Annotated in this window: 25 protein-coding genes and 1 tRNA gene; 10 read left to right on the plus strand and 16 right to left on the minus strand. The window is 69.1% G+C overall.

The window, feature by feature from the left end; translation table 11 throughout:
- Positions 1-118: 118 nt before the first annotated feature.
- The 10 genes from tatC to ABMY26_RS31280 form a co-directional block, all read right to left on the minus strand.
- Positions 119-916, minus strand: a complete 798-nt coding sequence (gene tatC, locus ABMY26_RS31235; protein WP_372399392.1) for a twin-arginine translocase subunit TatC — start codon at positions 914-916, stop codon at positions 119-121.
- Positions 917-929: 13 nt separating this feature from the next.
- Complete coding sequence (gene tatB, locus ABMY26_RS31240) at positions 930-1,454, minus strand: Sec-independent protein translocase protein TatB (protein WP_372399393.1); 525 nt, start codon at positions 1,452-1,454, stop codon at positions 930-932.
- Between the two features lie 82 nt (positions 1,455-1,536).
- Positions 1,537-1,782, minus strand: coding sequence for a twin-arginine translocase TatA/TatE family subunit (locus ABMY26_RS31245; protein ID WP_372399394.1), 246 nt, complete (start codon positions 1,780-1,782; stop codon positions 1,537-1,539).
- A gap of 185 nt (positions 1,783-1,967) precedes the next feature.
- Entirely contained in the window at positions 1,968-2,603 is a 636-nt protein-coding gene (scpB, locus tag ABMY26_RS31250; protein WP_372399395.1) for an SMC-Scp complex subunit ScpB, read from the minus strand.
- A 4-nt stretch (positions 2,604-2,607) separates the two neighbouring features.
- Entirely contained in the window at positions 2,608-3,438 is an 831-nt protein-coding gene (locus ABMY26_RS31255) for a ScpA family protein (protein WP_372399396.1), read from the minus strand.
- A 10-nt stretch (positions 3,439-3,448) separates the two neighbouring features.
- Positions 3,449-4,126 carry a site-2 protease family protein gene (locus ABMY26_RS31260; RefSeq protein WP_372399397.1) on the minus strand — a complete coding sequence of 226 codons (678 nt, stop codon included), beginning with the start codon at positions 4,124-4,126 and terminating at the stop codon, positions 3,449-3,451.
- A 16-nt stretch (positions 4,127-4,142) separates the two neighbouring features.
- The gene (gene nagZ, locus ABMY26_RS31265) at positions 4,143-5,249 is read right to left on the minus strand and encodes a beta-N-acetylhexosaminidase (RefSeq protein ID WP_372399398.1); all 1,107 of its coding nucleotides are present in this window, start codon (positions 5,247-5,249) and stop codon (positions 4,143-4,145) included.
- Positions 5,221-6,249 carry an SPOR domain-containing protein gene (locus ABMY26_RS31270; RefSeq protein WP_372399399.1) on the minus strand — a complete coding sequence of 343 codons (1,029 nt, stop codon included), beginning with the start codon at positions 6,247-6,249 and terminating at the stop codon, positions 5,221-5,223. Before ABMY26_RS31270 ends, nagZ begins: the two co-directional genes overlap by 29 nt.
- Entirely contained in the window at positions 6,246-8,006 is a 1,761-nt protein-coding gene (gene argS / locus ABMY26_RS31275; RefSeq protein WP_372399400.1) for an arginine--tRNA ligase, read from the minus strand. The genes ABMY26_RS31270 and argS overlap by 4 nt, the downstream gene beginning before the upstream one ends.
- A 73-nt stretch (positions 8,007-8,079) precedes the next feature.
- Entirely contained in the window at positions 8,080-9,315 is a 1,236-nt protein-coding gene (locus ABMY26_RS31280) for a deoxyguanosinetriphosphate triphosphohydrolase (protein ID WP_372399401.1), read from the minus strand.
- A 208-nt stretch (positions 9,316-9,523) separates the two neighbouring features.
- Here ABMY26_RS31280 and erpA point away from each other — a divergent pair, with 208 nt between their 5' ends.
- From erpA to pepN, 7 genes are all read left to right on the plus strand, one after another.
- Positions 9,524-9,886, plus strand: coding sequence for an iron-sulfur cluster insertion protein ErpA (gene erpA, locus ABMY26_RS31285; RefSeq protein WP_372399402.1), 363 nt, complete (start codon positions 9,524-9,526; stop codon positions 9,884-9,886).
- Positions 9,887-9,913: 27 nt separating this feature from the next.
- Positions 9,914-10,687, plus strand: a complete 774-nt coding sequence (xth, locus tag ABMY26_RS31290; RefSeq protein ID WP_372399404.1) for an exodeoxyribonuclease III — start codon at positions 9,914-9,916, stop codon at positions 10,685-10,687.
- Between the two features lie 122 nt (positions 10,688-10,809).
- Complete coding sequence (locus ABMY26_RS31295) at positions 10,810-11,382, plus strand: hypothetical protein (protein WP_045584400.1); 573 nt, start codon at positions 10,810-10,812, stop codon at positions 11,380-11,382.
- A gap of 71 nt (positions 11,383-11,453) precedes the next feature.
- Positions 11,454-11,543 (plus strand) — tRNA-Ser (locus tag ABMY26_RS31300).
- A 370-nt stretch (positions 11,544-11,913) separates the two neighbouring features.
- The gene (locus ABMY26_RS31305) at positions 11,914-12,354 is read left to right on the plus strand and encodes a hypothetical protein (RefSeq protein ID WP_372399405.1); all 441 of its coding nucleotides are present in this window, start codon (positions 11,914-11,916) and stop codon (positions 12,352-12,354) included.
- A gap of 24 nt (positions 12,355-12,378) precedes the next feature.
- Positions 12,379-12,996, plus strand: coding sequence for a hypothetical protein (locus ABMY26_RS31310; protein WP_372399406.1), 618 nt, complete (start codon positions 12,379-12,381; stop codon positions 12,994-12,996).
- A gap of 141 nt (positions 12,997-13,137) precedes the next feature.
- Positions 13,138-15,813, plus strand: a complete 2,676-nt coding sequence (gene pepN / locus ABMY26_RS31315; RefSeq protein WP_372399407.1) for an aminopeptidase N — start codon at positions 13,138-13,140, stop codon at positions 15,811-15,813.
- 160 nt (positions 15,814-15,973) lie between these two features.
- On the opposite strand, the gene ABMY26_RS31320 is transcribed toward pepN, so the two are convergent.
- The 3 genes from ABMY26_RS31320 to ABMY26_RS31330 form a co-directional block, all read right to left on the minus strand.
- A complete protein-coding gene (locus tag ABMY26_RS31320) occupies positions 15,974-16,354 on the minus strand; it encodes a cytochrome c family protein (protein ID WP_372399408.1) in 381 nt (126 codons plus the stop codon).
- Between the two features lie 129 nt (positions 16,355-16,483).
- Positions 16,484-17,194: a carbon monoxide dehydrogenase subunit G gene (locus ABMY26_RS31325; RefSeq protein WP_372399409.1), complete on the minus strand. Its 711-nt coding sequence runs from the start codon at positions 17,192-17,194 to the stop codon at positions 16,484-16,486.
- A 180-nt stretch (positions 17,195-17,374) separates the two neighbouring features.
- A complete protein-coding gene (locus tag ABMY26_RS31330; protein ID WP_372399410.1) occupies positions 17,375-17,818 on the minus strand; it encodes a hypothetical protein in 444 nt (147 codons plus the stop codon).
- 228 nt (positions 17,819-18,046) lie between these two features.
- Between ABMY26_RS31330 and folK the strand changes: the two genes are divergently transcribed.
- The 3 genes from folK (at position 18,047) to ABMY26_RS31345 (ending at position 19,575) form a co-directional block, all read left to right on the plus strand.
- On the plus strand, positions 18,047-18,619 hold the full coding sequence (gene folK, locus ABMY26_RS31335; protein WP_372399411.1) for a 2-amino-4-hydroxy-6-hydroxymethyldihydropteridine diphosphokinase: 573 nt from the start codon (positions 18,047-18,049) through the stop codon (positions 18,617-18,619).
- A 95-nt stretch (positions 18,620-18,714) separates the two neighbouring features.
- Complete coding sequence (locus ABMY26_RS31340) at positions 18,715-19,122, plus strand: dihydroneopterin aldolase (RefSeq protein ID WP_372399412.1); 408 nt, start codon at positions 18,715-18,717, stop codon at positions 19,120-19,122.
- 294 nt (positions 19,123-19,416) lie between these two features.
- Positions 19,417-19,575, plus strand: coding sequence for a hypothetical protein (locus ABMY26_RS31345; protein WP_167543396.1), 159 nt, complete (start codon positions 19,417-19,419; stop codon positions 19,573-19,575).
- 110 nt (positions 19,576-19,685) lie between these two features.
- On the opposite strand, the gene ABMY26_RS31350 is transcribed toward ABMY26_RS31345, so the two are convergent.
- Genes ABMY26_RS31350 through ABMY26_RS31360 form a run of 3 tightly spaced genes read right to left on the minus strand, consistent with a single transcriptional unit; the run spans position 19,686 to position 24,520 of the window.
- Positions 19,686-21,131, minus strand: coding sequence for an NAD-dependent succinate-semialdehyde dehydrogenase (locus ABMY26_RS31350; protein WP_372399413.1), 1,446 nt, complete (start codon positions 21,129-21,131; stop codon positions 19,686-19,688).
- 48 nt (positions 21,132-21,179) lie between these two features.
- Positions 21,180-23,282, minus strand: a complete 2,103-nt coding sequence (locus ABMY26_RS31355) for a 3-hydroxyacyl-CoA dehydrogenase NAD-binding domain-containing protein (protein ID WP_372399414.1) — start codon at positions 23,280-23,282, stop codon at positions 21,180-21,182.
- Positions 23,279-24,520, minus strand: coding sequence for an ABC transporter substrate-binding protein (locus ABMY26_RS31360; protein ID WP_372399415.1), 1,242 nt, complete (start codon positions 24,518-24,520; stop codon positions 23,279-23,281). Before ABMY26_RS31360 ends, ABMY26_RS31355 begins: the two co-directional genes overlap by 4 nt.
- Positions 24,521-24,542: the final 22 nt, after the last annotated feature.

Below are 24,542 nucleotides of genomic sequence, written 5' to 3' on the forward strand. Positions count from 1 at the left end.
GGCCGAACCGTGCTTTTAGCGCGAGAATGGCGGCATGTCCACGACGGACGGATTATTACCCTGCGGCAGTTGCCCCGGGTCCGGATGGAGAGTGCGGGAGGGGCCGCCGGGGCACCGCCTACTCCGCCTGCGCCTCTGCCGTGGCCCGCGCCTTTTCGATGCGGCGGCCGACGATGATCGCGATTTCATAGAGCGCGATCAGCGGCACCGCCAGGCTGACCTGGCTGATGACGTCGGGCGGGGTCAGGATCGCCGCGGCGACAAAGGCACCGACGATGGCATAGCGCCGCTTCGACGCCAGAGCGTCGGTGCTGACGATGCCGACGCGGACCAGCAGGGTCAGCAGCACCGGCAACTGGAAGGCGATGCCGAAGGCGAAGATCAGCGACATCACCAGATGCAGGTATTCGCCGACGCGCGCCTCGAACTCGATGGGCAGGGCGTTGCCGTCGCCGCCGGGATGGAACTCGAAGCCCAGGAAGAAGCGCCAGGCCATCGGGAAGATGAAGTAATAGACGATGCCGGCGCCGAGCAGGAACATCACCGGCGTCGCCACCAGGAAGGGCAGGAAGGCGCGGCGCTCGTGCTTGTACAGGCCGGGCGCGACGAACATCCAGATCTGGGTGGCGATGATCGGGAAGGAGATGAAGCAGCCGCCCCAGAAGGCCACCTTCACATAGGTGAAGAAGGCTTCGGTCAGGCCGGTGTAGATCATCCGCCGCCCCTGCCCCGCCAGCAGATCGGCAAGCGGCTGGACCAGGAAATTATAGATCCGGTCCGACACGGCATAGCACAGCAGGAAGGCGATCAGGATCGCACCGATCGACCACATCAACCGGTTCCGCAGCTCGATCAGGTGATCGATCAGCGGCATCTTGCTGTCTTCGAGGTCGTCCTGCTGGGTTTCGCCGGTCATGGCCCGTCTTGACTCACGTCTGCTTGTCGGTCGGCTGGGCGGAAACCGCCGCGGCCGGTTGCGGCGGTTCGATGGTGATGGGCGACGGGGCCGCCGACGGCGGCGCGCTGTCGGTCACGGCCGGCGGCGCCGCCTCCGCCTGCGGGGCCGGGGCCGGGGCCGGGGCCGCCGGGGTCGGCGCCAAGGCTGGGGCCTGCGGCAGGTCCGGTTCCGGCGTGCTGCCGGCATGGCCGGTCAGGCCGACGTCGAACGCCTTGGGGTCGAAGGCCTTGCCCACCTCCCCCTTCGGGTCGATGGTGTCTTCCATCATCTTCTTGATGTTCAGGTCGCGGGTCTTCAGCGCTTCCTTGCGGAGCTCATCCAACTCCGTCTCCCGCATCATGTCGTCGATGTGGGTCTGGAACTCGCGCGCGACGCCCCTCGCCTTCCGCACCCATTTGCCGAGCGCGAAGATCGCCTTGGGCAGATCCTTGGGCCCGATGACCACGAGGGCGATGACGGCGATCACCATCAGTTCGGACCAAGCGATGTCGAACATGTTCTTCCGGCTTCACGAATGCGGTGGGCAGGATGGCACGCGCAAAGAGGCCCGCGAAGGCCGCTCCCTTTGCGCCCGCCGGTCAGCTGCGGACCGCCTCGTCCTTCTTGGCCGCGGTTTCGGCCGTGTTGGCCGGCTGGTTCGGGATGACCTTGGCGTTGGCCCCCGGGGTGGCGCCCGCATCGTCGCTGTCGTCCTGCAATCCCGCCTTGAAGGACTTCACGCCCTTGGCGAGATCGCCCATCACCTTCGGCAACTTGCCCGCGCCGAACAGCAGAAGAACGATCAGAAGAACGATGATCCAGTGCCAGATGCTGAAAGAACCCATGGCGCGCCTATCACGTTTGAACGGCCTTTGCGGCGGGCCGGCACTATGGCAGAAAGGCCAATAGCCCGCAACGTTCGCCCCACCATCCTTAAACGGTTGTCATTGAGGTTTCACGGGAATTCGCTCGAGGCCCCCGGGAAAAACGAGCACTCGGAAAAACGGGCCCCGGGGAAAATCGGATCGCCTCAATCCTCCCCGCCCTCCTCCTCCCCTCCATTCACGGCGAGCGCGCCGCCGTCGCCCGCCGTCCCCAGCCCCAGCAGCACCGGGCGGCTGTCCAGCAGGCCGGCGGCTCGCAGATCCTCGACGCTCGGCAGGTCGCGCAGGCTGTCCAGGCCGAAATGGTCGAGGAAACCAGCGGTGGTGATCCAGGTCAGCGGCCGGCCCGGCGTCTCCCGCCGCTTGCCCGGCCGGATCCAGCCATGCTCCATCAACAGGTCCAGCGTGCCCTTGCTGGTCGCCACGCCGCGGATGGATTCGATCTCGCCCCTGGTCACCGGCTGGTGATAGGCGATGATCGCCAGCGTCTCGATTGCCGCGCGGGACAGCCGGCGCGACACCTCCTCCTCCCGCCGCAACTCCGGCGCGAGATCCTCCGCGGTGCGGAAGGCCCAGCCGCCGCCGGTGCGCACCAAGGTGACGCCGCGCGGGGCGTAATGGGCGCGCAGCTCCTCCAGCAGCGGACGGGCCTCGGGCCCGACGCGGGCGGTCAGCGTCTCCTCGTCCAGCGGCTCGGCCGAGGCGAACAGCAGCGCCTCCAGCAGGCGCAGCTTGCCTATGCGGGCCTCCGCCTCGTGGGCGTCGGTGACTTCCTTGATCATGGTCTCAACGTTCCGGTGGTTCGGCGGGCACGTCCGCAGGCCCGTCTTCGCGCCGGCTGCGGACATAGAGCGGGGCGAAGGCGCTCTCCTGGCGCAGTTCCACCCGGCCGGCCTTCGCCAGTTCCAGCGTCGCAGCGAAATGCGCGGCGAGCGCAGAGCGGGTCAGCAGCCCGCCACCATCCTGCCCTCCCGGCAGGAAGCTCGCCAGCGTCGCCCAATCCGGCATGCGGCCGAGCAGCGCCGACAGGCGTTGCACCGCCTCCTCCATCGAATAGAGCCGGATCGGGGCGATGTGCAGGACGGAAGAATCCTTGCGGGCGCGCTGGGCGCCATAGGCGCGCAGCAGGTCGAACAGCGTGACCTCGTAGACCGGCTTGCGGAGCAGGTCGAGATCCTCCGGCGCACCCCGCGGATGGACGTCGATGCCCAGCCGCGGACGGGCGAACAGCTTGGCCGCGGCCTCCTTCATCGCCTCCAGCCGCTGGAGCTGGAAGGCGAGCGCGGCGGCCATGTCCTCGCCCGACGGTTCCTCCCCCTCCGGTTCCGGCAGCAGCAGGCGCGACTTCAGATAGGCCAGCCACGCCGCCATCACCAGATAGTCGGCGGCCAGCTCCAGCCGGACCTTGCGCGCCTCCGCCACGAAGGCGAGATACTGGTCGGCCAGCTCCAGGATCGAGATGCGCGTCAGGTCGACCTTCTGGTCGCGCCCGAGCGCCAGCAGCATGTCCAACGGCCCTTCGAAGCCGTCGAGCACCAGCAGCAGCTGCTCCGACGGCGGCAGCGGCGACGCATCCCCGGGCGGCGCCACCGCAGGACCGGACCCCAAATCGGCCATTCGGTCGCCTTCAGTCGTTGCCGGTCAGGATGCGGATGAAGTCGATCACCGCATCGACCGGCGGCCCCAGCACCCAATGCATGATGCTGAGGTCGACGCCGATCTGGCGCCCCAGCATCGGCAGCAGGAAGAAGGCCGCCATCAGGATCAAGAGGCCGAAGCGCTCCAGCCGGGCCAACGGCACCGCCAGCACGTCGGGCAGGATGCCGACGGCGACGCGCCCGCCGTCCAGCGGCGGCAGCGGGATCAGGTTGAAGACCATCAGGATGACGTTGACCAGCACCGACACTTCGGCGGCGGACCGGATCCACAGCTCGACCATGCCGTTCTCCGGATCGACCAGCCGCCAGATCACCGCCGAGGCCACCGCCAGCAGGAAGTTGGTTCCCGGCCCGGCCAGCGCCACCCACACCATGTCGCGGCGCGGATGGTCCAGCCGGGCGAAATTGACCGGGACCGGCTTGGCCCAGCCGAAGACGAAGCCGGTGGTGAAATACATCAGCGCCGGCAGCAGCACCGTCCCGAACGGGTCGATGTGGCGGAGCGGGTTGAAGGTCACCCGCCCCAGCCGGTAGGCGGTGTCGTCGCCCAGCCGCCAGGCGACGAACCCATGCGCCGCCTCGTGCAAGGTGATGGCGATGATGGCCGGCAGGGCCACGGCCGTCACCTGGAAGATCCATTCCTCCATCGTCCGCTCCCGTCCGTCAGGCTTGGCCGGTGCCGAGAAGCTCGGCCAGCCGGTTTGTCATTGCAGCGATATCCACCGGGTCCGGTGCGTGCCGCATCGCCTCCGCCCGCGCCCAACGTTCGGCCGCGACCCCGTCCAGCGCCGGAACGGCACCGAGCAGCGCCCGCATCTCGTCGAGGTCGCCGTTGCAGTGGAGCACGACATCCATCCCGGCCGCCAGCACCGCCTGCGCCCGGGCATACGGCTCGCCCCGCAGCGCGTTCATCGACAGGTCGTCGCTGAACAGCAGCCCGTCGAAGCCGATGGACGGCCCGCGCACCACCTCCCGCACCACGATCGCCGAGGTGCTGGCCGGCGCGTCCGGATCGATCGCCTTCAGCACCACATGCGCCACCATCGCCAGCGGCAGGTCGGCCAGCGCGCGGAAGGGGAGGAAGTCGGTCGCCTCCAGCACCGCGCGCCCGGCCTCCACCACCGGCAACTCGGCATGGCTGTCGGTGCCGGCGCGGCCATGGCCGGGAATGTGCTTGATCACCGGCAGCACGCCGCCGGCCAGCAGCCCCTCGGCGGTGGCCCGTGCCAGCGCGGTGACGATGGCGGGATCGCGCGAGAAGGCGCGGTCGCCGATGATGTCGTGGGCGCCCTCCACCGGCACATCGCACACGGGCGCGCAATCCACCGTGATGCCGACCTCCGCCAGCATATGGGCGAGCAACCGGCCGTTGATCCAGGCGGCCTCGCGCCCGGCGGCGGGATCGCGCGCGGCCAGATCGCCGAACACGCCCATCGGTGGATGGGCCGGCCAGTGCGGCGGACGCATGCGCGCGACCCGGCCGCCCTCCTGGTCGATCAGGACGGGAGCATCCGCCCGGCCGACGCTGGCGCGCAGGTCCGCGACCAGACGGCGCATCTGGTCGCGGTCGACGCAGTTGCGGCGGAACAGGATGAAGCCGAGCGGGTCGGCCTCGCGGAAGAAGGCGGCCTCGTCCGGCGTCAGAACCGGACCGGCACAGCCGAAGACGACCGCACGCGGACGGATCACCGGGATGGCGGCCCCTAAGACAACGGAAGCCGTGGACGCAGGACCCACAGAATCAGGGACGGACAACCACGCACCCCACATTCTGAGAGCGCAGCTGGGCGCAGACCGACTTGGCCCGCGCCTCGTCGGCACCGGAGCCCTGCACCCGGTAGAAGATGCCCTTGTCCCCCAGATCGACCTTTGCGACCTGCATCGACAGGCCGCCCAGCGCGTCGGGGTGGCGGCCGGCCAGACGCCGCCATTCGGCCGCGGCCTCGCTCTCGCTGCGGACCGATGCCAGCTGGACGCGCCAGCCGCCGCTGCCGCCGGTGACCGCAGGGGGTGCCACGGACGCGACCTTGGCCGGCTGCGGCGCCACCTTCGGCGCGGCGGCGGGAAGGGAGGCGGCTTCCAGCTTGGCGATCAGCTGACCGACCGATGGTGCGGCACCCTGCGCCGGCGGCGGGGCGGCCGGCGGCGGGGCCGGCTTGGCCGCCACGGCGGGCACCGGCGGCGGCCTGGCGGCAGCAGCCGCCGCGGGCGGCGGGACCGGAACGGCCGGGGACATGACCGCCGCGGGAATGGCCGGGGTCAGGCCCGGTGCCGGTTCCGCCGTGGCCGGCAGGCCGGCGGCGGCCATCGCGGTGGCGACGCTGTCGCGCGGCACGGTGGCGGTGGAACCCGGCGGCAGTTGCGCCACCGAGGGGATGGCCGGCAACGGCACCGCGGCCGGCATCTGCGGCGTCACCACCGGGCGCGGCAGCGGCACCTCCGGCGGCGGCAGCAGCCGCTCGACCTGGGTGCCGCGCCCGCCGTCATGATCGCGCAGCCGTTCATAGGCCAGGATGTCCTGGTGCGGCACCTCCAGCCCGCCCGGCTGGTCCGGCCGCGACTTGACCGGCCCCGGATCGGCGGTCAGCAGCGGCGGGCCGTCGCCCGACAGGCGGTCATGCCCGCGCAGGCCCACGACCGCCGCACCGGCGAAGGCAACGACGCCGACCACGGCAAAGCCGAGCGCCAGCAGCCCGCGTTTGCTGGCGGACTGACGGGGCGGCATCCCATAGGGATCGGCCGCGTAGTTGACGTCGCCGTCATACCTCATGAACGCAGTTCCTCCACCGGTTCGACACCCATGACCTTCAGGCCGGAGGCGATGACCGTCGCCACCGCCGCGATCAGCGCCAGCCGCGCCGTCGTCAACTCGGCGTCTCCCTCGATCAGGAAGCGCAGCGAGGCATCGTCGCGGCCGCGGTTCCACAGCGCGTGGAAGTCGCTGGCGAGGTCGTAGAGGAAGAAGGCGATGCGGTGCGGCTCATGCGCCTCCGCCGCCGCCTCGACCATGCGGGGCCAGGTCGCCATGCGCTTGGCCAGCGTCATCTCCTCCTCGGCGTCGAGGCGGGCGAGGTTCGCCGAAGCGGCCAGGGCGGCCGGCGCCTGGTCCAGCTGCGGCAGCGCCGTGGCCGCGTGGCGCAGGACCGAGCGGCAGCGGGCGTGGGCGTACTGCACGTAGAAGACCGGATTGTCCTTCGACTGCTCCGTCACCTTGGCGAAGTCGAAATCCAGCGTCTGGTCGTTGCGGCGGGTCAGCATGATGAAGCGGACGACGTCGCGGCCGACCTGCTCGATCACGTCGCGCAGCGTCACGAAGGTGCCGGCGCGCTTGGACATCTTCACCGGCTGGCCGTCCTGCATCAGGTGGACCAGCTGGCACAGCTTGACGTCCAGCTCCGCCGCGCCGCCCGAGATCGCCCGCGTCGCCGCCTGCATGCGCTTGACATAGCCGCCATGATCGGCGCCCAGCACGTCGATCAGGGCGGCGGCGCCGCGCCGGTACTTGTCGTAGTGATAGGCGATGTCGTTGGCGAAATAGGTGAAGGAGCCGTCCGACTTCTTCAGCGGCCGGTCGACGTCGTCGCCGAAATCGCTGGACTTGAACAGGGTCTGCGGGCGCGGCTCCCAATCCTCGGGCTTCTTGCCCTTCGGCGGCTCCAGCACGCCGGTATAGATCAGGCCGCGCTCCTCCAGCGCCGCCAGCGCCGTGTTGACCGCCCCGGCGGCGACCAGCGCGCGCTCGCTGCTGTAGACGTCCATGGTAACGCCGAGCACGCCCAGATCCTCCCGGATCCAGCCCATGATCATCGAGATGGCGAATTCGCGGCAGGCCGGCAGCCAGTCGGATTCGTCGGTGCCGACCCAGCGGTTGCCGTCGCGCTCCGCCAGCGCCTGGCCGACCTCCTTCAGGTACTCGCCGGGATAGAGGCCGGCCGGGATCTCGCCGACCTCCTCGCCCAGCGCCTCGCGGTAGCGGATGAAGGTGGAACGGCCCAGCACGTCGACCTGCGCGCCGGCATCGTTGATGTAATATTCGCGGGTGACGGCGTAGCCCGCCTTCTCCAGCAGCGCCGCCAGCGCGTCGCCGAACACCGCGCCGCGGCCATGGGCGGCATGCAGCGGGCCGGTCGGGTTGGCCGACACATATTCGACATTCACCGCGGTTCCGCCGCCGAGATCGCTGTCGCCATAGGCGATGCCGGCCTTCAGCACGTCGCGGATGCGGTCGCGCCAGACGTCCGGCGTCAGGCGCAGGTTGACGAAGCCGGGACCGGCGATCTCGACCGACGCCACGTCCGGACGGCCCTTCAGCTTGGCGACCAGCAGCTCGGCCAGGGCGCGCGGCGCCATCTTCGCCGGCTTCGCCAGGATCATGGCGGCGTTGGTGGACAGGTCGCCGTGCGAGGCCTCGCGCGGCGGCTCGACCGTCAGACGGCTGCCGTCCAGCCCGGCGGGAATCGCGCCCTCCGCGGCCAGCTCGTCCAGCAGCTTGCGGATATCGGTCTCGAAGGCCTTGAAAATATTCATCGTCTCGGGTCGTCGTTCCAGGGTGCAACAGGCCAGGGTGCAATAGGCCGGGGTGTAGCGGGAGCCTTGCGGCTCAGGTCTTCACATGCAGGTCGAACAGCCGGTCATGCTCGGCCAGCGCATAGCGGTCGGTCATGCCGGCGATGTAGTCGGCCACATGGCGGGCGCGGACGAGAAGGCCGGCGCTGTCGCCCCCACCGCCAACACCGCCGCCGCGCGCCACGATATCGCGCTGCCATTCGGTCGGCAGGGTGTTGGGTTCGTCCATGAACAGCTCGAACAGGGCGCGCACCACGCGCTTGCACTTGCTCATCTCGCGGTTCACGCGGTAGTGCCGGTACATGCGCTGGCGCAGGAAGGCGCGCAAGGGCCGCTGCGCCTCCAGCATCGCGTCGGAGAAGCTGACCATCGGCAGCGGCAGGGCGCGCAGCTCGGCGGCGCTGCCCGGCTTGTGCTCGGCCAGCCGGCGCCGCGTCTCGGTCACCAGATCGACGACCATGGCGTTGATCATCCGCCGCACCGTCTCATGGATCAGGCGCGGGCGCTCCAGCCCGGGATAGCGGTCGCAGACCCCGCGGACGATCGGGCCGACCAAGGGCAGCTCCGCGATCTCCTCCACCCCGAACAGGCCGGCGCGCAGCCCGTCGTCGATGTCATGGTTGTTGTAGGCGATGTCGTCGGCCAGCGCCGCCACCTGGGCCTCGGCGCCGGGATTGGTGTGCAGCTCCAGATCCCAGTCGCCTTGAAAGGCGGCGATGGTGGTGGGCAGGCGCGCCTCGGCCGAAGACGGGCTTCCGGCGGGCGGCAGCAGCGGCCCGTTGTGCTTGACCACCCCCTCCAGCGCTTCCCAGGTCAGGTTTAGCCCGTCGAACTCGGCATAGCGGCGTTCCAGCCGGGTCAGGATGCGCAGGGTCTGGTCATTGTGGGCGAAGCCGCCGAACGGCCCCATGCAGGCGTTCAGCGCCTCCTCGCCGGCATGGCCGAAGGGGGTATGGCCGAGGTCGTGGGCGAGCGCCACCGCCTCCGCCAGGTCCTCGTTCAGCCCCAGCGTGCGGCCGATGGAGCGGGCGATCTGCGCCACCTCCAGGCTGTGGGTCAGCCGGGTGCGGTAATAGTCGCCCTCATGATAGACGAAGACCTGGGTCTTGTGCTTCAGCCGGCGGAAGGCCCCGGAATGCACGATGCGGTCGCGGTCGCGCTGGAAGCACGAGCGCGTCGGGCTTTCCGGCTCCGCGACCAGCCGCCCGCGCGTGTCCGCCGGGTTGCAGGCATAGGGGGCCAGCCGATCATGAAAACAGTCCGCCGTCATGGGGCGGACACTACCGGCGGGGGGGCGCCGGTGCAACGGCGAAGGCGTGCTATGCCCCGGCACCTCAGGTCGAAGCACCGGCGGCCGTGCCAGATGCGCAACGGTCGGCAAGGGGGGCGTCCGGCGCAATGGAGCCCGCACTTTGACGTGGCCGGCAATCCCCCTTACATTCATGGCAACTCCCGCATCGCACCAGAGGTGCCCTCCCATGCCCGACACCGCCATCCCGGCCGACACCGCTCCCCGAATCCTCGCCGTCAGCGAAAGCGCCGCCAAGCGCGTCGCCTTCCTGATCGAGCAGGAGGGCAATCCCAACCTTATGCTGCGCCTGACCGTGTCCGGCGGCGGCTGCTCCGGCTTCCAGTACGGCTTCGGCTTCGACGACACCGCCGGCGACGAGGACCATGTCTTCGAGAAGAACGGCACCAGGGTCGTCACCGACGACGCCTCGCTCGACCTGCTGGCCGGCTCCACGCTGGATTACGTGGAGGACCTGATGGGCGCCGCGTTCCAGATCAAGAACCCCAACGCGACCGCGTCCTGCGGCTGCGGCAATTCCTTCGCCGTTTAAAGAAATAAGAAAAGGCAGGCCTTTTTCGTGAAGATCGCCACCTGGAACGTCAACTCGGCGAAGGCCCGCCTTCCGCTGATCACCGACTGGCTGCGCGCGGTGTCCCCGGACGTCGCGCTCTTCCAGGAAATCAAGTGCGAGACCGCGGCCTTCCCCCGCGCGGCGTTCGAGGAGCTCGGCTACCACGTCAATGCCGTCGGGCAGAAGGCCTACAACGGCGTCGCCCTGCTGTCGAAGGCCCCGGCAGAGGATGTGGTGACGCGCCTTCCGGGCGAACCCGAGGACGAGCAGGCCCGCTATGTCGAGGCCACGGTGTCCGGCGTGCGCATCGCCTCGATCTACCTGCCCAACGGCAATCCGGTGCCGGGCGAGAAATACGCCTACAAGCTGCGCTGGATGGACCGGCTGTACCGGCATGCCCAGGACCTGCTGGCACAGGAGATCCCGGTGGTGCTGGGCGGCGACTACAACATCATCCCCGAGGCACGCGACGTCTTCTCGCCGCAGGCCTTCGCCGGCGACGCCCTGTTCCTTCCGGAATCCCGGGCGAAATTCCGCGCCTTGCTGAATCTCGGCCTGACCGAGGCCTACCGCGCACTGCATGACGACGACCGCGCCTATACCTTCTGGGATTATCAGGCCGGCAGCTGGCCACGCGACAATGGCTTGCGCATCGACCATTTCCTGCTGTCGCCGCAGGCCGCCGACCGTCTGGCCGGCTGCAGCATCGACCGCCGCCCGCGCGGCGCGGAGAAGGCGTCGGACCATACGCCGGTGGTACTGGACCTGCGCGACGCCTGACCGCGCCCACCCTGTGGAATCGGCGAAACAAAAGCATTTCGTTAAAACTCTTGCTTTTAGGATGACCGTAAGGCCCTGGCATGCTCCGGGAGCCTGCGGTCATTGGGGAGCGGCGGGGGGACATGGCCTGGGGGCGTGACGACAGCCGGGACGAGGTGAAGGGGCTGCTGGCGGCGCTGGAGCGTCAGGCGGCCGAGGCCTCGCGGCTTGCCGGACGGGCGCAGCGCGACATGGGCGAGGACCGCTTCGCCTCCTTCCTCGATTTCCGCCGGAAGGTGGAGGAGATCCGCGCCCTGTTCGTCCTGACCGAGGATCGCCTGGGGGGCATCGACGAATCGCGGCTGAGCGACCTGCGCGCCGAGTTCGAGCGGATGGACCTTCTGCTGACGCGGATGCTGGCGCGGACGATGCGCGATTATTTCTCCGGCATGCGCCAGGACCAGGTTCTCCCCATCGGCGCGCGCGAGCTGTTCGAACCGGAGCTTCGCAGCATCGACGAGACCCGCAGCCGCCTGCTGGGGCCGCGCTATGCCGGCCGCGTCGCGCCGGAACTGCTGGACGACCTCGACGCGACGGCCGACCTGATCCGCAAGACCATCGCCCGCGCTCCCAGCCTCCCCGACTTCTCCGACAGCCCGTCCCCACCGAAACCGACCCGCCGCCTGCGCACGCTGGGCCGCCCGATCCGCAACTGACGGGCAAAACACGCACCACCGCGCGCGACGCTTGACCCGTCCCGGCGCATTCGCTACTTCCGTGGGCCGGAGGAAGAGTGGCCGAGTGGTTTAAGGCAACGGTCTTGAAAACCGTCGTAGGTGTGAGCCTACCGTGGGTTCGAATCCCACCTCTTCCGCCATGAAACTTCGCTAAGCCTCTGTCTTTATATCGTTTCCCATCCCCGCCGCACCTCCGCAGCCGGATAGCCGTCCCCAGTCAGCGTGTCCGGCGTTGAACGGGCAGGGCGCGGGCTGATCCGCATCGACACCCCGTAAGGCGGTCGCACGGAACCCCGGTGCCGGCACCACTTCCGATACGCACGTCGGGATCTGGCAGCAACGTTGCTGGTGGCAAGCGCCTGCCAAGCACGGTGTGACCAAGGCCATCGGCAACCATCCGCAACATGGATGAACACCCCCGAATGTCATACCCTTATATGACCCACACCCTTTTGCGATGCCTCGGGTGCTCTGCTAGCGTCGCCAAAGGGATATCGGGAGGGACCATCAATGGGACTGATCAGCTTTCTGAAGAAGACCGCCGCCGGCCATACCGACCGGCAGAAACAGGCGCGGTACGACCGGGCGAATGCGCGGGCCAACGAGTATATGGAAGTGGCGCAATGGTACGCCGAGGAAGGGGACGGCAATCCCACCATTCTCCAGAATTATCAGGCGTTGTCGGCACTGCCGTTCCGCCAGGGGCATGCGGCGACGCTGGTCGGCTACCGCAACGACATCACGCGCAAGCTGGGTCATGCCGCCCACATCGGCACGCGGCAGAATCCGTGGATCGCCGCCTTCCTGCGGCCGGACGACGGCACCGTCTATTGCGCCTATGTGCTGCTGCGCGACGACAACCAGCAGTTCGCGCTGATGAAGGCATACTGGTTCCTGGCCGGCAACGAGACCGAGGCCGGGTTCCGGCGGTCCGTCACCGGTGTCATCTGACCCGATCCGCAGGAGACGCCGCATATGCCGAGCATTGCCGATCTGGCCGCCAATCCCGAAAGCTTCCTGAAGAACAACCTGCTGCTGGTCCAGTACCAAGCCTACCAGCCCAACTACCGCGTCGGCGGCGTCAAGGGCTTCAGCCTCAGCGACGACGGCATGCCCTGCACCCGCAAGGGCACCGGCGTCATCTCGCAATTCTCGACCAAGAACGTGGCCGTCTGGTCGGTGCGCTACGACCAGGGGAACCTGCCGGGCAGCTGGAACGCCTACTGGCTGCCCTATGACCAGGATTTCAAGCATCTCATCGTGCTGGAGGACGAGGCCGACGTGATGTTCACCCCGACGATGGACGGCTGTTCCTTCGGCTTCAGCGACCATGGCGGCGGCACCTATTCCGCCTCCCACGGCAACCTGCAGACCGCCCAGGGCCGCATCGACGAGGCCGGACTGCGCCAGGGCATGCGCCTGCACGGCACCACCCTGCACAAGTCGCAATACATGAACGTGCCCGGCACCGACGCGGTCAAGGTCACGCTGGTCGGGGTGCGCAACGGCAAGAAATGGCGCTTCTTCTACCAGCAGTATGTCGACAACATGGGAGCCTTCACCCTGCTGAAGGTGGCGCAGGTCAAGCGGTAGGACGGCCTGCCCGCCTCCGCCGTTCCCCCGTTCCCACCCCCATTCCCACCCGAGACAGCCCGGTTCCGCCTTGCTACAGTTCCTGTCCCCTCGGACTCGTCCCGCAGGGCCGTTCCGTACGACAGACCAGAGACAAGGCACATGGACAAAGGCACGCCGAAGGCCATCAGGCTCCAGGATTATCGCCCGCCGGCGCATCTGATCGACACGGTGGACCTGTTCGTCGATCTGGGCGAGGACGCCACCACCGTGCGCGCGGCGATGGCGATCCGCCGCAACCCGGCCCGCGCCGATGCGGCGGCCGAGCCGCTCACGCTCGACGGACAGCGGCTGGAACTGGTGTCGGTGGCGCTGGACGGCCGGACGCTGGGGCCGGACGAATACACCGTCACGCCCGATCATCTGACCCTGCCCGAAGTGCCGGACAGCTTCACGCTGGAAACGATCGTCCGCATCAAGCCGCAGGAGAACACGGCGCTGGAGGGGCTCTACAAATCCTCCGGCAACTTCTGCACCCAGTGCGAGGCGGAGGGATTCCGCAAGATCACCTATTTCATCGACCGGCCGGACGTGATGGCGCGCTACGGCACCACCATCACCGCGGACAAGTCGCGCTATCCGGTGTTGCTGTCCAACGGCAACCTCGCCGCCTCGGGCGATCTGGAGGATGGGCGCCACTGGGCGCGCTGGGAGGATCCGTTCCCCAAGCCCTGCTACCTGTTCGCGCTGGTCGCCGGCCGCCTCGTCCATGGCGAGGACCGGTTCCGCACCTCGTCGGGGCGCGACGTCACGCTGCGCATCTATGTCGAGCCGGGGAACGAGGACAAGATCGACCACGCCATGCGGTCGCTGGTCAAGTCGATGCGCTGGGACGAAGAGGTCTACGGCCTGGAATACGACCTGGACATCTTCAACATCGTTGCGGTCAGCGACTTCAACATGGGGGCGATGGAAAACAAGTCGCTCAACGTCTTCAACACCAAATACATCCTGGCCCGGCCGGAAACCGCGACCGACACCGACTTCCTCAACATCGAGGCGGTGGTCGCGCATGAGTATTTCCACAACTGGACCGGCAACCGCGTCACCTGCCGCGACTGGTTCCAGCTGTCGCTGAAGGAGGGGCTGACCGTCTTCCGCGACCAGGAATTCTCGGCCGACATGCATTCCCGCGCGGTCAAGCGCATCGGCGACGTCCAGGGGCTGCGCACCGTGCAGTTCCAGGAGGATGCCGGCGCGATGGCTCATCCGGTGCGCCCCGACGCCTATGTCGAGATCAACAACTTCTACACCCCGACCGTCTACAACAAGGGTGCGGAAGTCATCCGCATGATCCACACCCTGCTGGGGGCGGCGAACTACCGCAAGGGCATCGACCTCTATTTCCAGCGCCATGACGGACAGGCGGTCACCTGCGACGATTTCGTCGCCGCCATGGCCGATGCCAGCGGCGTCGACCTGACCCAGTTCCAGCTGTGGTACCGTCAGGCCGGCACACCGGAGCTGGAGATCGCCGGCAGCCACGACGCCGCGGCGGCAACCTACACGCTGACGGTCAGGCAGACCGTGCCGCCGACGCCCGGCCAGCCGGCCAAGCAGCCGATGCACATCCCGCTGACGGTCGGCCTGCTCGGCCCGGACGGGCGGGATCTGCCGCTGCGGCTGGAGGACGAGGATGGCGGCGAGGATGCGGCGGCCGGGGGCGCCACCAGCCGCATCATGCATGTCACCGCGGAAAGCCAGAGCTTCACCTTCCGCGACATACCGGCCCGGCCGGTGCCGTCGCTGCTGCGCGGCTTCTCCGCCCCGGTGAAGCTGAAGACCGACCTGACCGACGGCGACCTGACCTTCCTGATGGCGAACGACAGCGACGCCTTCAACCGGTGGGAGGCCGGGCAGAGTCTCGGCACCCGCATCCTGCTGGGGCTGGTCGCCGAGCGGCAGGCCGGGCGCGAGGCGGCCCTGCCCGACGGCTACGTCGATGCCGTCGCCCGCATCCTGGCCGATGCGGACCGCGATCCGGCCTTCGCCGCCCAGGCGCTGGTCCTGCCGACCGAGGCGTATCTCGGCACGCAGATGGCGGTGGTCGATCCCGACGCCATCCACACGGTGCGGGAGTTCGCGCGCAAGACGCTGGCCGGCAGGCTGCGCCCGCAGTTCCTCGACCTCTATCGCCGCAACAGCAGCCAGGAGCCCTTCTCGGCCGATGCCGGGGCCATCGGCCGGCGGGCGTTGAAGAATTTGTGTCTCGCCTATCTGATGGCGCTGGAGGATGCCGAGGCGCTGGGCCTCTGCCTGACGCAATATCGCACCGCCCAGGGCATGACCGACGAGATCGCGGCGCTGCAGTTCCTGTCCAATGCCTCCTCGCCGGAGGGGGAGGCTGCACTGGCCGACTTCTACCAGCGCTGGAAGGGCGAGGCGCTGGTGGTCGACAAATGGTTCGGCGTACAGGCGATGTCCAATCGCGCCGACGCGCTGGACCGTGTGACAGCCCTGCTGGGTCATCCGGCCTTCGAGATCCGGAACCCGAACAAGGTCTATGCGCTGATCGGCGGCTTCGCCAACGGCAACCCGGTGCGCTTCCACGACGCGGGCGGTGCCGGATACCGCTTCCTCGCCGATCAGGTGCTTCGCCTGGACCCCATGAACCCTCAGGTTGCATCCCGCCTGATGGGGCCCTTCTCCCGCCTGCGGCGCTATGACGCGGCCCGCCAGGCGTTGATGAAGGCCCAGTTGGAGCGGATCGTCGCCACGCCGGGCCTGTCGCCGGATGTCTACGAGGTGGCGAGCAAGAGCCTGGAGGCTGCCGGCTGAGACTCCGCCCGGAAGGCTTGAGCCGAATGCACCGATCGGCAGCACAAGATCGGCAGCAAAAATCCGGGTTGAAACGCGAAGGGCCGGAGACATCGCGTCTCCGGCCCTTCCGCCGTCCGAAGCCCCTCGGGCTGACCGGGCAGCCCAGGGAAAAGCGGCCTTACTTCTGCTCGCCCAGGAAGGCGATCAGGTCGGCGCGCTTGGTGTCGTCCTTCAGGCCGGCAAAGGCCATGGTGCCGCCGGGAACGATCTCCTTCGGAGCCTTGATGTAGGCGTCCAGGGTCTCCGCGGTCCAGACCAGGCCGCCGGCGGCCTTTTCCTTCATCGGCGCCGAATATTTGAAGGCTTCGATCGAAGCGGCCGGACGACCGACGACGCCGAACAGCGACGGACCGACCTTGTTCTTGCCCTGCTCGGTGGTGTGGCAGGCCATGCAAACCTTGAACACGTCCTTGCCGGCGGCGGCGTCGGCGGCCTGAGCGGCACCGGCACCCATGACGACGGCGGCAACGGCGGCAACGCCCATCAACAGCTTCTTCATACTTCGGCTTCCCTTCCGATGGATCGGCCGGCCGACGGTGCCGACCGGAATCGCGCGGCAGCATACACATTCCGGGGATCCGTCAAACCCCTTTGATACAGCCGTACGACCAATGAACAATCTGCCAGATTAATTAATCCAGGCAAGCGCCGCGAGCAGGACCACAACCACGAGAAGAGCGCCCCACGGCACGTAGAAGCCGCTGCCCCCCAGCCCGATTCCACCGCCGATTCCTCCGCCAATCGCCCCGCCGGCCCCGCCGCCGGACCCATGCCCGGCCGGCAGCGGCAGCGGGACTTCCGGCGGCGGCGTCACCACGGTTGCGGCTGCCACCGGCACGGCGGCAGCCTCCGCTGGAACGGCCGCCGCAGGACCGGCAGCCGGCTCCGCCTCGGCCGGCGGGGGGCCGACGATCCGGGTGAAACGGGCGAAGAACTCCTCCGCCATCTTGCGGGCAGTGGCGTCGACCAGCCGGGAGCCGATCTGCGCCAGCTTGCCGCCGACCTGGGCCTTGGCGCTGTAGGTCAGCAGGGTGGCGCCGCCGTCGTCGGCCAGCGTAACCGTGGCGCCGCCCTTGCCGAAGCCGGCCGCGCCTCCCGATCCCTCGCCGCTGATGGTGTAGCCGTTGGGCGGGTCGAGGTCCGACAGCGTGACCTTCCCGGCGAATTTGGCGCTGACCGGGCCGACCTTGGCGACGACCTTGGCGGTCATCTCGGTGTCGGACTGCCTGACCACCTCCTCGCAGCCGGGGATGCACTGGCGCAGGATCTCCGGATCGTTCAGCGCCGCCCACACCGTCGCGCGCGGGGCCTCGATCCGGTGGCTTCCGCTCATGTCCATGGTTCGTCGTTCCTCCAACCCTGATGCGGCCCTTTGCGGGCTCCGGTTCCCTGGCGGTCCCTTGGCTGCGGTCCCTTGGCTGAAGCCGGTTTCCGGTCGAGGATACGGGATTGCCCGATGCCGCGACAGCCCTGACCGCCTCATCTCAAAGTGTTATGGACCGCCCTTCGGTCGGCGGCCTCAGCCCTGCGGTGCCATGCAATTGTTGACGATGGGCGTGCAGGCCGACAGCGAGGCGCCGGCCGGATAGCTGACCTGCTCCACCGTGCCGCGCGGGCCGACCACCACCGTGGCCTCGCAGCCGGGGCTGCCGCTGCCGATCGGCACGCCGAAGCCGAGCCCGAGCCCCACCCCGCCGCTGCCGCCGAAGCTTCCGGCACCGATGCCGATGCTGCTGCCCGGGCTGTAGGCGGCGGCAGGCCGCGCCACATAGGTGTAATATTCCCGGCCGGACGCCACCGCCTGCCGGTCGGGCACGCCGGCGCAGGCCAGCAGGTCGGCCTTGGGCATGCCGATCATCGCGGTCTGGGCACGCCGGGCCACCTCCGGATCGGGGCCGGTGGCGCAGCCCGCCAGCAGGGCGGCCGTGCCGCCGAGAAGGATCATCGCCGCGCGCAAGTCCATGCCTCGTCCTCCATGTCTCGTCCTCCACCAGGATATCCTGTCATCGCCGGGATCGTCTCAACCGGTTGATGCAGTGCTGAAACCCCGCCGCCGCCGCTCCGTTCCGCCCGGCTGCCGCTTCCCAGGACCGGTTCGGCGGCGGATCGACGGGCGGGCATGACGGGGGTGCGGAGATTTGCTAGGAATTCCGCCACCCGCCCATCCCAGCACATCAGGACCGCCAACGCCATGGCCGAGCTTCCGCCGCAGCCCTCCCATCCTTCTTCCCCGCCTTCCTCCCGGCCTTCCTCCCAGCCTTCCCCCAGCCCCCCCGTCACCGTCCATCTTGCGCTGGGCGGCAATCTGGGCGACCGCGCCGCCAATCTGGCCGAAGCGATCCGGCGGCTCGGCGCGGCGGTGGAGATCGATGCGCACTCGGCGCTCTACGAGACGGCGCCGATGTATGTGACCGACCAGCCGGCCTTCCTGAACATGGCGGTGCGCGGCACCACGCGCCTCGACCCGCCGGCGCTTCTCAGCGCCCTCAAGGAGATCGAGGCCGCGCTCGGCCGGGACCAGGGCGGCCTGCGCTTCGGCCCGCGCCCGATCGACATCGACATCCTGCTCTATGCCGACACCGTGATGGCGACGCCGGAGTTGGAGATCCCGCACCCGCGCATGGCGGAGCGCGCCTTCGTCCTCTGCCCGCTGGCCGACATCGCCGCCGATACCGTCCATCCGGTGCTCGGCCGGCGCATCGACGCGCTGCGCGACGCCGTGCCGGGCCGCGAGACCGTGCTGCGGATCGCCGAAACGCTCTGACATACCGTGTTTTGACGTTTTTGCCGGCGGCGCCACCGCTTATAGTGCGCGCCTGAACGCAATGCCGGTGCCGGGCCGCCGGCCGGGAGACTCTGTTGTCGGACCACAACGCAGAACGGGCCGTCACGGTCCAGCCGGGCGGCGCGCCGCTCACCTACACCATCCTCGTGCGCGGCTTCGCCGCCGCTGTGGACATGGCCGGCCGGTCCGACCGGCCGCAGGTCCGCTTCGACCTGACGCTGACCGTCACCCACCCCGGCCCCGGCTTCCCCGACGACATCGCCGCCGTCATGTCCTATGAGGACATCGTCGAGGACCTGCGCCGCCTGTGCGCCGAATCCGGGGTGCCCGGCCCGGACTATCTGACCGACCGCGCCGCCGACCTCTGCCTGTCCCACGCCAAGGTGCGCCGCGTCCAGGTGGACGTCACGGTTCCCGCCGCCGTCCCGGGCGGTCCCGCCGCCGGAGCCAGCCTGACCCGTGTCCGTGCCGGGCAGGAGTAGACCCAGCGCCATTTGTGCAAAATACCCCCTATACTGACTCTCGAAAAGATATAGTGCGGATCGCCAAAAGGACGGGTGACAATACCACCCGGCATGCGTTATGGTCGCTGAATTGTATTTTCAACGCACAATCCGGATCAATGGGGCTATGTCCCCGGCGACCATCCGGGTACCGAAAGCCGGGACGCACACGCAGCAGGGATTAGGCCAATCGCCATCACCGGCTTCGACCGTCCGCCGATCCCTCTTCCGGGACGGCCACGGTACAGGGAAGCCGGACCAAGGGAGGGACGCATGGACCGCAAGACGACGCCGACCCTTTCCGAACTGCTGGAAGATCCGATCGTGATCGCCGTCATGGCCCGCGACGGAATCAGCCGCGACAGCGTACAGCAGCTGTTCGAGCGCCTTCGCCGCAGCCGCCGGCTCCAGGAAGAACGGCTCGCCGCCTGAGGCCGCCGCCCGGGCATTTTTGCCCCCGGAGCATCCAGTCCGAAACCGCAAAGCGCCGCTGTCCCAGGAGAGCGGCGCTTTGTGATTCGGCATGTCCGTGGCCTGCCCGATCAGTGGGGTGCCAGACTGACGAACTTCACCTGCTCGAATGCCTGGAATCCCTCGCTTCCACCCTCCAGACCGATGCCGCTGTCCTTGACGCCGCCGAAGGGTGTCTCGGGATAGGACACCAGCCAGTGGTTCACCACGACGTTGCCACACTCGATTTCCGCCGAAAGCCGGTCGGCCAGGGCAAGATCGCGGGTGAAGACATAGGATGCCAGCCCGAGCGACAGGCGGTTCGCCAGCGCCACCGCCTCCTCCGCGTCACGGAATGAGGCGACCAGCGCCAGCGGCCCGAACGGTTCCTCGTTCGCGGCCCGGCAGGAAGGCGTGACACCGGCCAGCACCGTCGGCCGATAGAAGAAGCCCGGCCTGTCGATGCGGGCGCCGCCGGCCATCACCGTGGCGCCGTTGCGACGGGCATCCTCCACCAGCGCGTCGATGGCAGCCAGCCGCCGGGCATTTTGCACCGGCCCCATCTGCGTTGCCGGATCGAAGGGATCGCCGACACGGATCGCCGACGCGGCCTCGGCGAAGGCGGCCGCGAAACGGTCGTGGATCGTCTCATGCACAAAGAAGCGGGTCGGCGACGTGCAAATCTGCCCTGAGCTGCGGAACTTCGCGGCGGCGGCACCGCGGGCCACCGCCTCGACATCCACGTCGGGGAAGACCAGCACCGGAGCGTGGCCGCCCAGTTCGAACACGCCGCGCTTCATTGTCCGCGTCGCCAGGGCGGCCAGATGCTTGCCGACCGGGATCGAGCCGGTGAAGGACACCATGCGGATCGCCTCGGCCTCCAGCAGCCGGTCGGCAACCGCACCGGGATTGCCGAACAGCATGTTGGCGACGCCGGCCGGGAGACCGGCTTCGGCCAGCATGCGCGCGATGAAGAGCGCCGCGGCCGGCGTCCCCTCGGACGGCTTGATGACGATGGAACAGCCAGCGCCCAGCGCGCCCGCGATCTTGCGCGCCGGCGTGATCGCCGGGGCGTTCCAGCCGCTGAAGGCCGCGACCGGTCCAACCGGCTCGCGCAATGCCATCAGCCGGTGGCCGGGGGTGCGGGGTGGAATGACGCGGCCATAGGAGCGGCGGCATTCCTCCGCCGCCCAATCGAACATGCCGGCCGCCGTCTCCACCTCGCGCGAAGCTTCGGCGAACGGCTTGCCCAATTCCAGCGCGATCAGGGCGGCGAGCCCGCCAGCCTCCGCCCGCATCAGGTCGGCCGTGCGGCGCAACAGCGCCGACCGTTCGATCGCGCTGGTCCGCCGCCACACCCGGAACCCGTCCGCCGCCGCTGCCACCGCCGCATCGACATCTCCGGTGGTGGCGTGGGGCAGCAGGCCCAGCGTCGTGCCGGTCGCCGGGTCGATCACCGCTTCGGCGGTCCGGCCCCCGGCCTCGATCCAGCGTCCACCGATCCACAGGTGAAGGTCGGGATAAGCGGCGTTCGTCATCGTTGCCTCGGTGCGTTGAAACGGACGTAATCAGGCAAATGGACAGAGTCAGGCGGTCGCCAGCACACCCGGATCGCAGGAGCGGAAGCCCGGCCCGCTGAGTTCGGCCAGCCTCGCCAGTTCGGCCCCGAGCCAGGCCGGGTCGCGGCGGCCGGCCCAGAACAGCGGCCCGCCCTCCCATGCCGGGAAGCCATAGCCGTTGACCAGCACGAGGTCGATGTCCGATGCACGGGCGGACACCCCCTCGGACAGCAGGCAGGCGGCCTCGTTGACCATGGTCAGCAGAACGCGGGTGACGATCTCGTCATCGGAAATGGCGCGGCGGGCGATTCCCTTGGCGGCCGACGCCTCCTCGATCAGCGCGGTCACCTCCGGGTCGGGCTCGCCACGCCCGGCACCGGGCGGATAGCGATAGTAGCCGGCGCCGGTCTTGCGGCCGAGCCGCCCGGCCTCGCACAGCCGGTCCGGAATCTCGACATAGCGGGCGGCTGGGCCAGCGGGCAGGCTTTGGGTTGCCGCCTGCTGCCGGCGCATCCGCCAGGCGATGTCCAGCCCCGACAGATCGGCGACGGCGAACGGCCCCATGGCGAAGCCGAACCGCTCCAGGGCCGCATCGATCCCGGCCGGCAGGGCACCCTCCTCGATCAGGAATTCGCACTGGCGGCGGTAGGCGGCGTAGATGCGGTTGCCGATGAAGCCGAAGGCATTGCCCGCCACCACCGGCAGCTTGCCCAACCGCCTGGCCAGCGCGAGGCCGGTCGCCAGAACCTCGGGTGAGGTTTTCGTCCCGCGCACCACCTCCAGCAGGCGCATGACGTTGGCCGGGCTGAAGAAATGCAGGCCCACCACATCCTGGGGCCGGCCGCTCGCCGCCGCGATGGCATCGAGGTCGAGGTAGGACGTGTTCGACGCCAGCACCGCCCCGGGCGCCAGCACAGCATCGAGCCGGCGGAACAGATCCTGCTTGACCGACAGATCCTCGAACACCGCCTCGATCACCAGATTGGCCGCGCCGAGCGCCGCCATGTCGGTGCCCGGGTCGAGCGCGGCCAGCCGCTTCCCGGCCACCTCGGCACTCATCTTCCCGCCCTCGACGCGGCGGGCATAATGGTCGCGCAGCCGGGCCATCCCGGTGTCGAGCGCCCCGGCGTCGCGTTCGAGCAGGGTCACCGGAAGGCCGGCATCGAGCGCGGCGATGGCGATGCCGGTCCCCATGGTGCCGGCGCCGATCACCCCGATCCGCTCCAGCCGCCGGGGCGCCACGCCCTCCAGCCCCGGAACGCGGGCCGACTCCCGCTCGGCAAAGAACAGGTGCCGGCGGGCGGCCGCCTCCGTTTCCAGGCGCAGGCGCTGGAAAACGGCCCGCTCCTCCGCCAGCGCCTCGTTCAGCGGGCGTTCGGCGGCGGCACGGACGGCACGGATCGCCTCCACCACCGGCGGGCGGTTGCGGCCGGCGCGCAGGGCTGCACCGGCCGCCGCCTCGATGCGCTCGGCCGGCTCGTCGGGAACCGGGCGGGCGGCCACCCGGCATTTGCGGCCCGAGAGTGTGCGTGCATGGGCGATGGCGGCGGCGCGCAAAGCCTCTGCCTCCTCTCCCTCCGCCAGGGCGTCGACCAGGCCGAGCGCCAGCGCGTCGGCGGCGGCCACCCGCCGGCCTTCGCAGATCAGCCCGATGGCGGTGGAGATGCCGACCAGGCGCGGCAGGCGCTGGGTGCCTCCGGCACCGGGAATCATGCCCAGCGTCACTTCCGGCAGGCCCACCAGCGTGCCGGGAGCGGCAATGCGGGCGTCGCAGCCCAGCGCCAGCTCGAACCCGCCGCCCAGCGCCGCTCCATGCAGGGCGGCGACCACCGGCTTCGGACAGTCCTCGATGGCGGCGATCACCGCCGGCAGTTGCGGTTCCTCAAGCGGCTGGCCGAACTCCCGGAGGTCGGAGCCGGCGATGAAGGTCTTGCCGGCTCCGATCAACACCGCCGCCGTGACGTCGGGGTCCGCCGCGACCCCGGCGATGGCGTCGAGCAGCCCGCGGCGCACCCCGACCGAGCCGGCGTTGATCGGCGGGTTGTCGATGACGATGACCGCCACCGCACCGTCCCGTTCCAGCCGGACCTGTCCGCCGGAAACGACGGCTCCGGGCCGGCCGCCGCTCACTTCGCCACCAGGGGGCAACCGCCCTGGTCCATCGGGCGGAAGGCCTTGTCGCCGGGCACCGTCTCCAGGACCTTGTAATAGTCCCACGGCCCCTTGGATTCCGACGGTTTCTTCACCTGCATCAGATACATGTCGCGGATCACCCGGCCATCGGGACGGATCGAGCCGTTCTTGGTGTAGAAGTCGTTGATCGGCATCTTGCGCATCTGTTCGGCCAGCTTGGTGGCGTCGTCGCTGTCGATCGCCTGGATCGCCTTCAGATAGTGGGTCACCGCGCCATAGACCGCCGCCTGCAGGCCGCCGGGCGCCCGGCCGTTGAAACGGTCCATGAAGCGCCTGCTCCAGGCCCGCGTCTCGTCGTTCATGTCCCAATAGAAGCTTTCGGCGAAGGTCAGCCCCTGCGCGCTCTCCAGCCCCAGGGCATGGATGTCGGGCAGGTTGACCAACAGCGCCGCCATCGTCTTGCCGCCGGCGGCGATGCCGAATTCGCCCGCCTGCTTGACCGCATTGATCATGTCGGCCCCGGCATTGGCCAGACCGATCACGGTGGCCGGCGAGGACTGCGCCTGCAGCAGGTAGGACGAGAAGTCCGCGGTGTTGAGCGGCGCCCGCACCGCCCCGACGACGGTGCCGCCGTTGGCCTTGACCACGCGGGTCGCCTCGCCTTCCAGCGCATGGCCGAAGCTGTAGTCGGCGGTCAGGAAATACCAGTCCTTCAGGCCGCGCTTGACCAGCGCGGTGGTGGCGACGGTCGGCAGGGCGTAGTTGTCGTAGGCCCAATGCACGCCGACGGGCGAGCAGGCCTTGCCGGTCAGTTCCGGCGTACCGGGGCCGGTCGCCAGGAACATGCGGTTCTTGTCGCGCGAGATGCCCTGGACGGAGAGCGCCACGGCGGACGACACCACCTCGGTGATCGCATCGACGCCCTCGACGTCATACCAGCGCCGGGCGATGCCGGACCCGATGTCGGCCTTGTTCTGGTGGTCGGCCGAGACGATCTCGATCGTCGCGCCGTTGACCTTGCCGCCGAAATCCTCCGCCGCCATCTGGGCCGCCAGCACCGCTCCGGCGCCGACATTGTCGGAATAGGGACCGGACATGTCGGTCAGCACGCCGATCTTCACGGTCTTGCCGGAAATCTCGGCGGCGGCTCCACCGGCCAGACCGATGGTCAGCGCTGCGGCGGCGGTTGCAGTCAGCACCCGCAGGCCGGGCGCCCGAACAGTGATGGCACGCATGAATGATCCCTCCCCGGGGAAT

This window comes from Azospirillum sp. HJ39 (assembly GCF_041507355.1).
Taxonomy (GTDB): Bacteria; Pseudomonadota; Alphaproteobacteria; order Azospirillales; family Azospirillaceae; genus Azospirillum; species Azospirillum thiophilum.

Coding starts and splice junctions, on each gene's coding strand:
- tatC (WP_372399392.1), bottom strand. CDS start 916: ATGACCGGCGAAACCCAGCAGGACGACCTCGAAGACAGCAAGATGCCG.
- tatB (WP_372399393.1), bottom strand. CDS start 1,454: ATGTTCGACATCGCTTGGTCCGAACTGATGGTGATCGCCGTCATCGCC.
- ABMY26_RS31245 (WP_372399394.1), bottom strand. CDS start 1,782: ATGGGTTCTTTCAGCATCTGGCACTGGATCATCGTTCTTCTGATCGTT.
- scpB (WP_372399395.1), bottom strand. CDS start 2,603: ATGATCAAGGAAGTCACCGACGCCCACGAGGCGGAGGCCCGCATAGGC.
- ABMY26_RS31255 (WP_372399396.1), bottom strand. CDS start 3,438: ATGGCCGATTTGGGGTCCGGTCCTGCGGTGGCGCCGCCCGGGGATGCG.
- ABMY26_RS31260 (WP_372399397.1), bottom strand. CDS start 4,126: ATGGAGGAATGGATCTTCCAGGTGACGGCCGTGGCCCTGCCGGCCATC.
- nagZ (WP_372399398.1), bottom strand. CDS start 5,249: ATGTGGGGTGCGTGGTTGTCCGTCCCTGATTCTGTGGGTCCTGCGTCC.
- ABMY26_RS31270 (WP_372399399.1), bottom strand. CDS start 6,249: ATGAGGTATGACGGCGACGTCAACTACGCGGCCGATCCCTATGGGATG.
- argS (WP_372399400.1), bottom strand. CDS start 8,006: ATGAATATTTTCAAGGCCTTCGAGACCGATATCCGCAAGCTGCTGGAC.
- ABMY26_RS31280 (WP_372399401.1), bottom strand. CDS start 9,315: ATGACGGCGGACTGTTTTCATGATCGGCTGGCCCCCTATGCCTGCAAC.
- erpA (WP_372399402.1), top strand. CDS start 9,524: ATGCCCGACACCGCCATCCCGGCCGACACCGCTCCCCGAATCCTCGCC.
- ABMY26_RS31295 (WP_045584400.1), top strand. CDS start 10,810: ATGGCCTGGGGGCGTGACGACAGCCGGGACGAGGTGAAGGGGCTGCTG.
- ABMY26_RS31305 (WP_372399405.1), top strand. CDS start 11,914: ATGGGACTGATCAGCTTTCTGAAGAAGACCGCCGCCGGCCATACCGAC.
- ABMY26_RS31310 (WP_372399406.1), top strand. CDS start 12,379: ATGCCGAGCATTGCCGATCTGGCCGCCAATCCCGAAAGCTTCCTGAAG.
- pepN (WP_372399407.1), top strand. CDS start 13,138: ATGGACAAAGGCACGCCGAAGGCCATCAGGCTCCAGGATTATCGCCCG.
- ABMY26_RS31320 (WP_372399408.1), bottom strand. CDS start 16,354: ATGAAGAAGCTGTTGATGGGCGTTGCCGCCGTTGCCGCCGTCGTCATG.
- ABMY26_RS31325 (WP_372399409.1), bottom strand. CDS start 17,194: ATGGACATGAGCGGAAGCCACCGGATCGAGGCCCCGCGCGCGACGGTG.
- ABMY26_RS31330 (WP_372399410.1), bottom strand. CDS start 17,818: ATGGACTTGCGCGCGGCGATGATCCTTCTCGGCGGCACGGCCGCCCTG.
- folK (WP_372399411.1), top strand. CDS start 18,047: ATGGCCGAGCTTCCGCCGCAGCCCTCCCATCCTTCTTCCCCGCCTTCC.
- ABMY26_RS31345 (WP_167543396.1), top strand. CDS start 19,417: ATGGACCGCAAGACGACGCCGACCCTTTCCGAACTGCTGGAAGATCCG.
- ABMY26_RS31350 (WP_372399413.1), bottom strand. CDS start 21,131: ATGACGAACGCCGCTTATCCCGACCTTCACCTGTGGATCGGTGGACGC.
- ABMY26_RS31360 (WP_372399415.1), bottom strand. CDS start 24,520: ATGCGTGCCATCACTGTTCGGGCGCCCGGCCTGCGGGTGCTGACTGCA.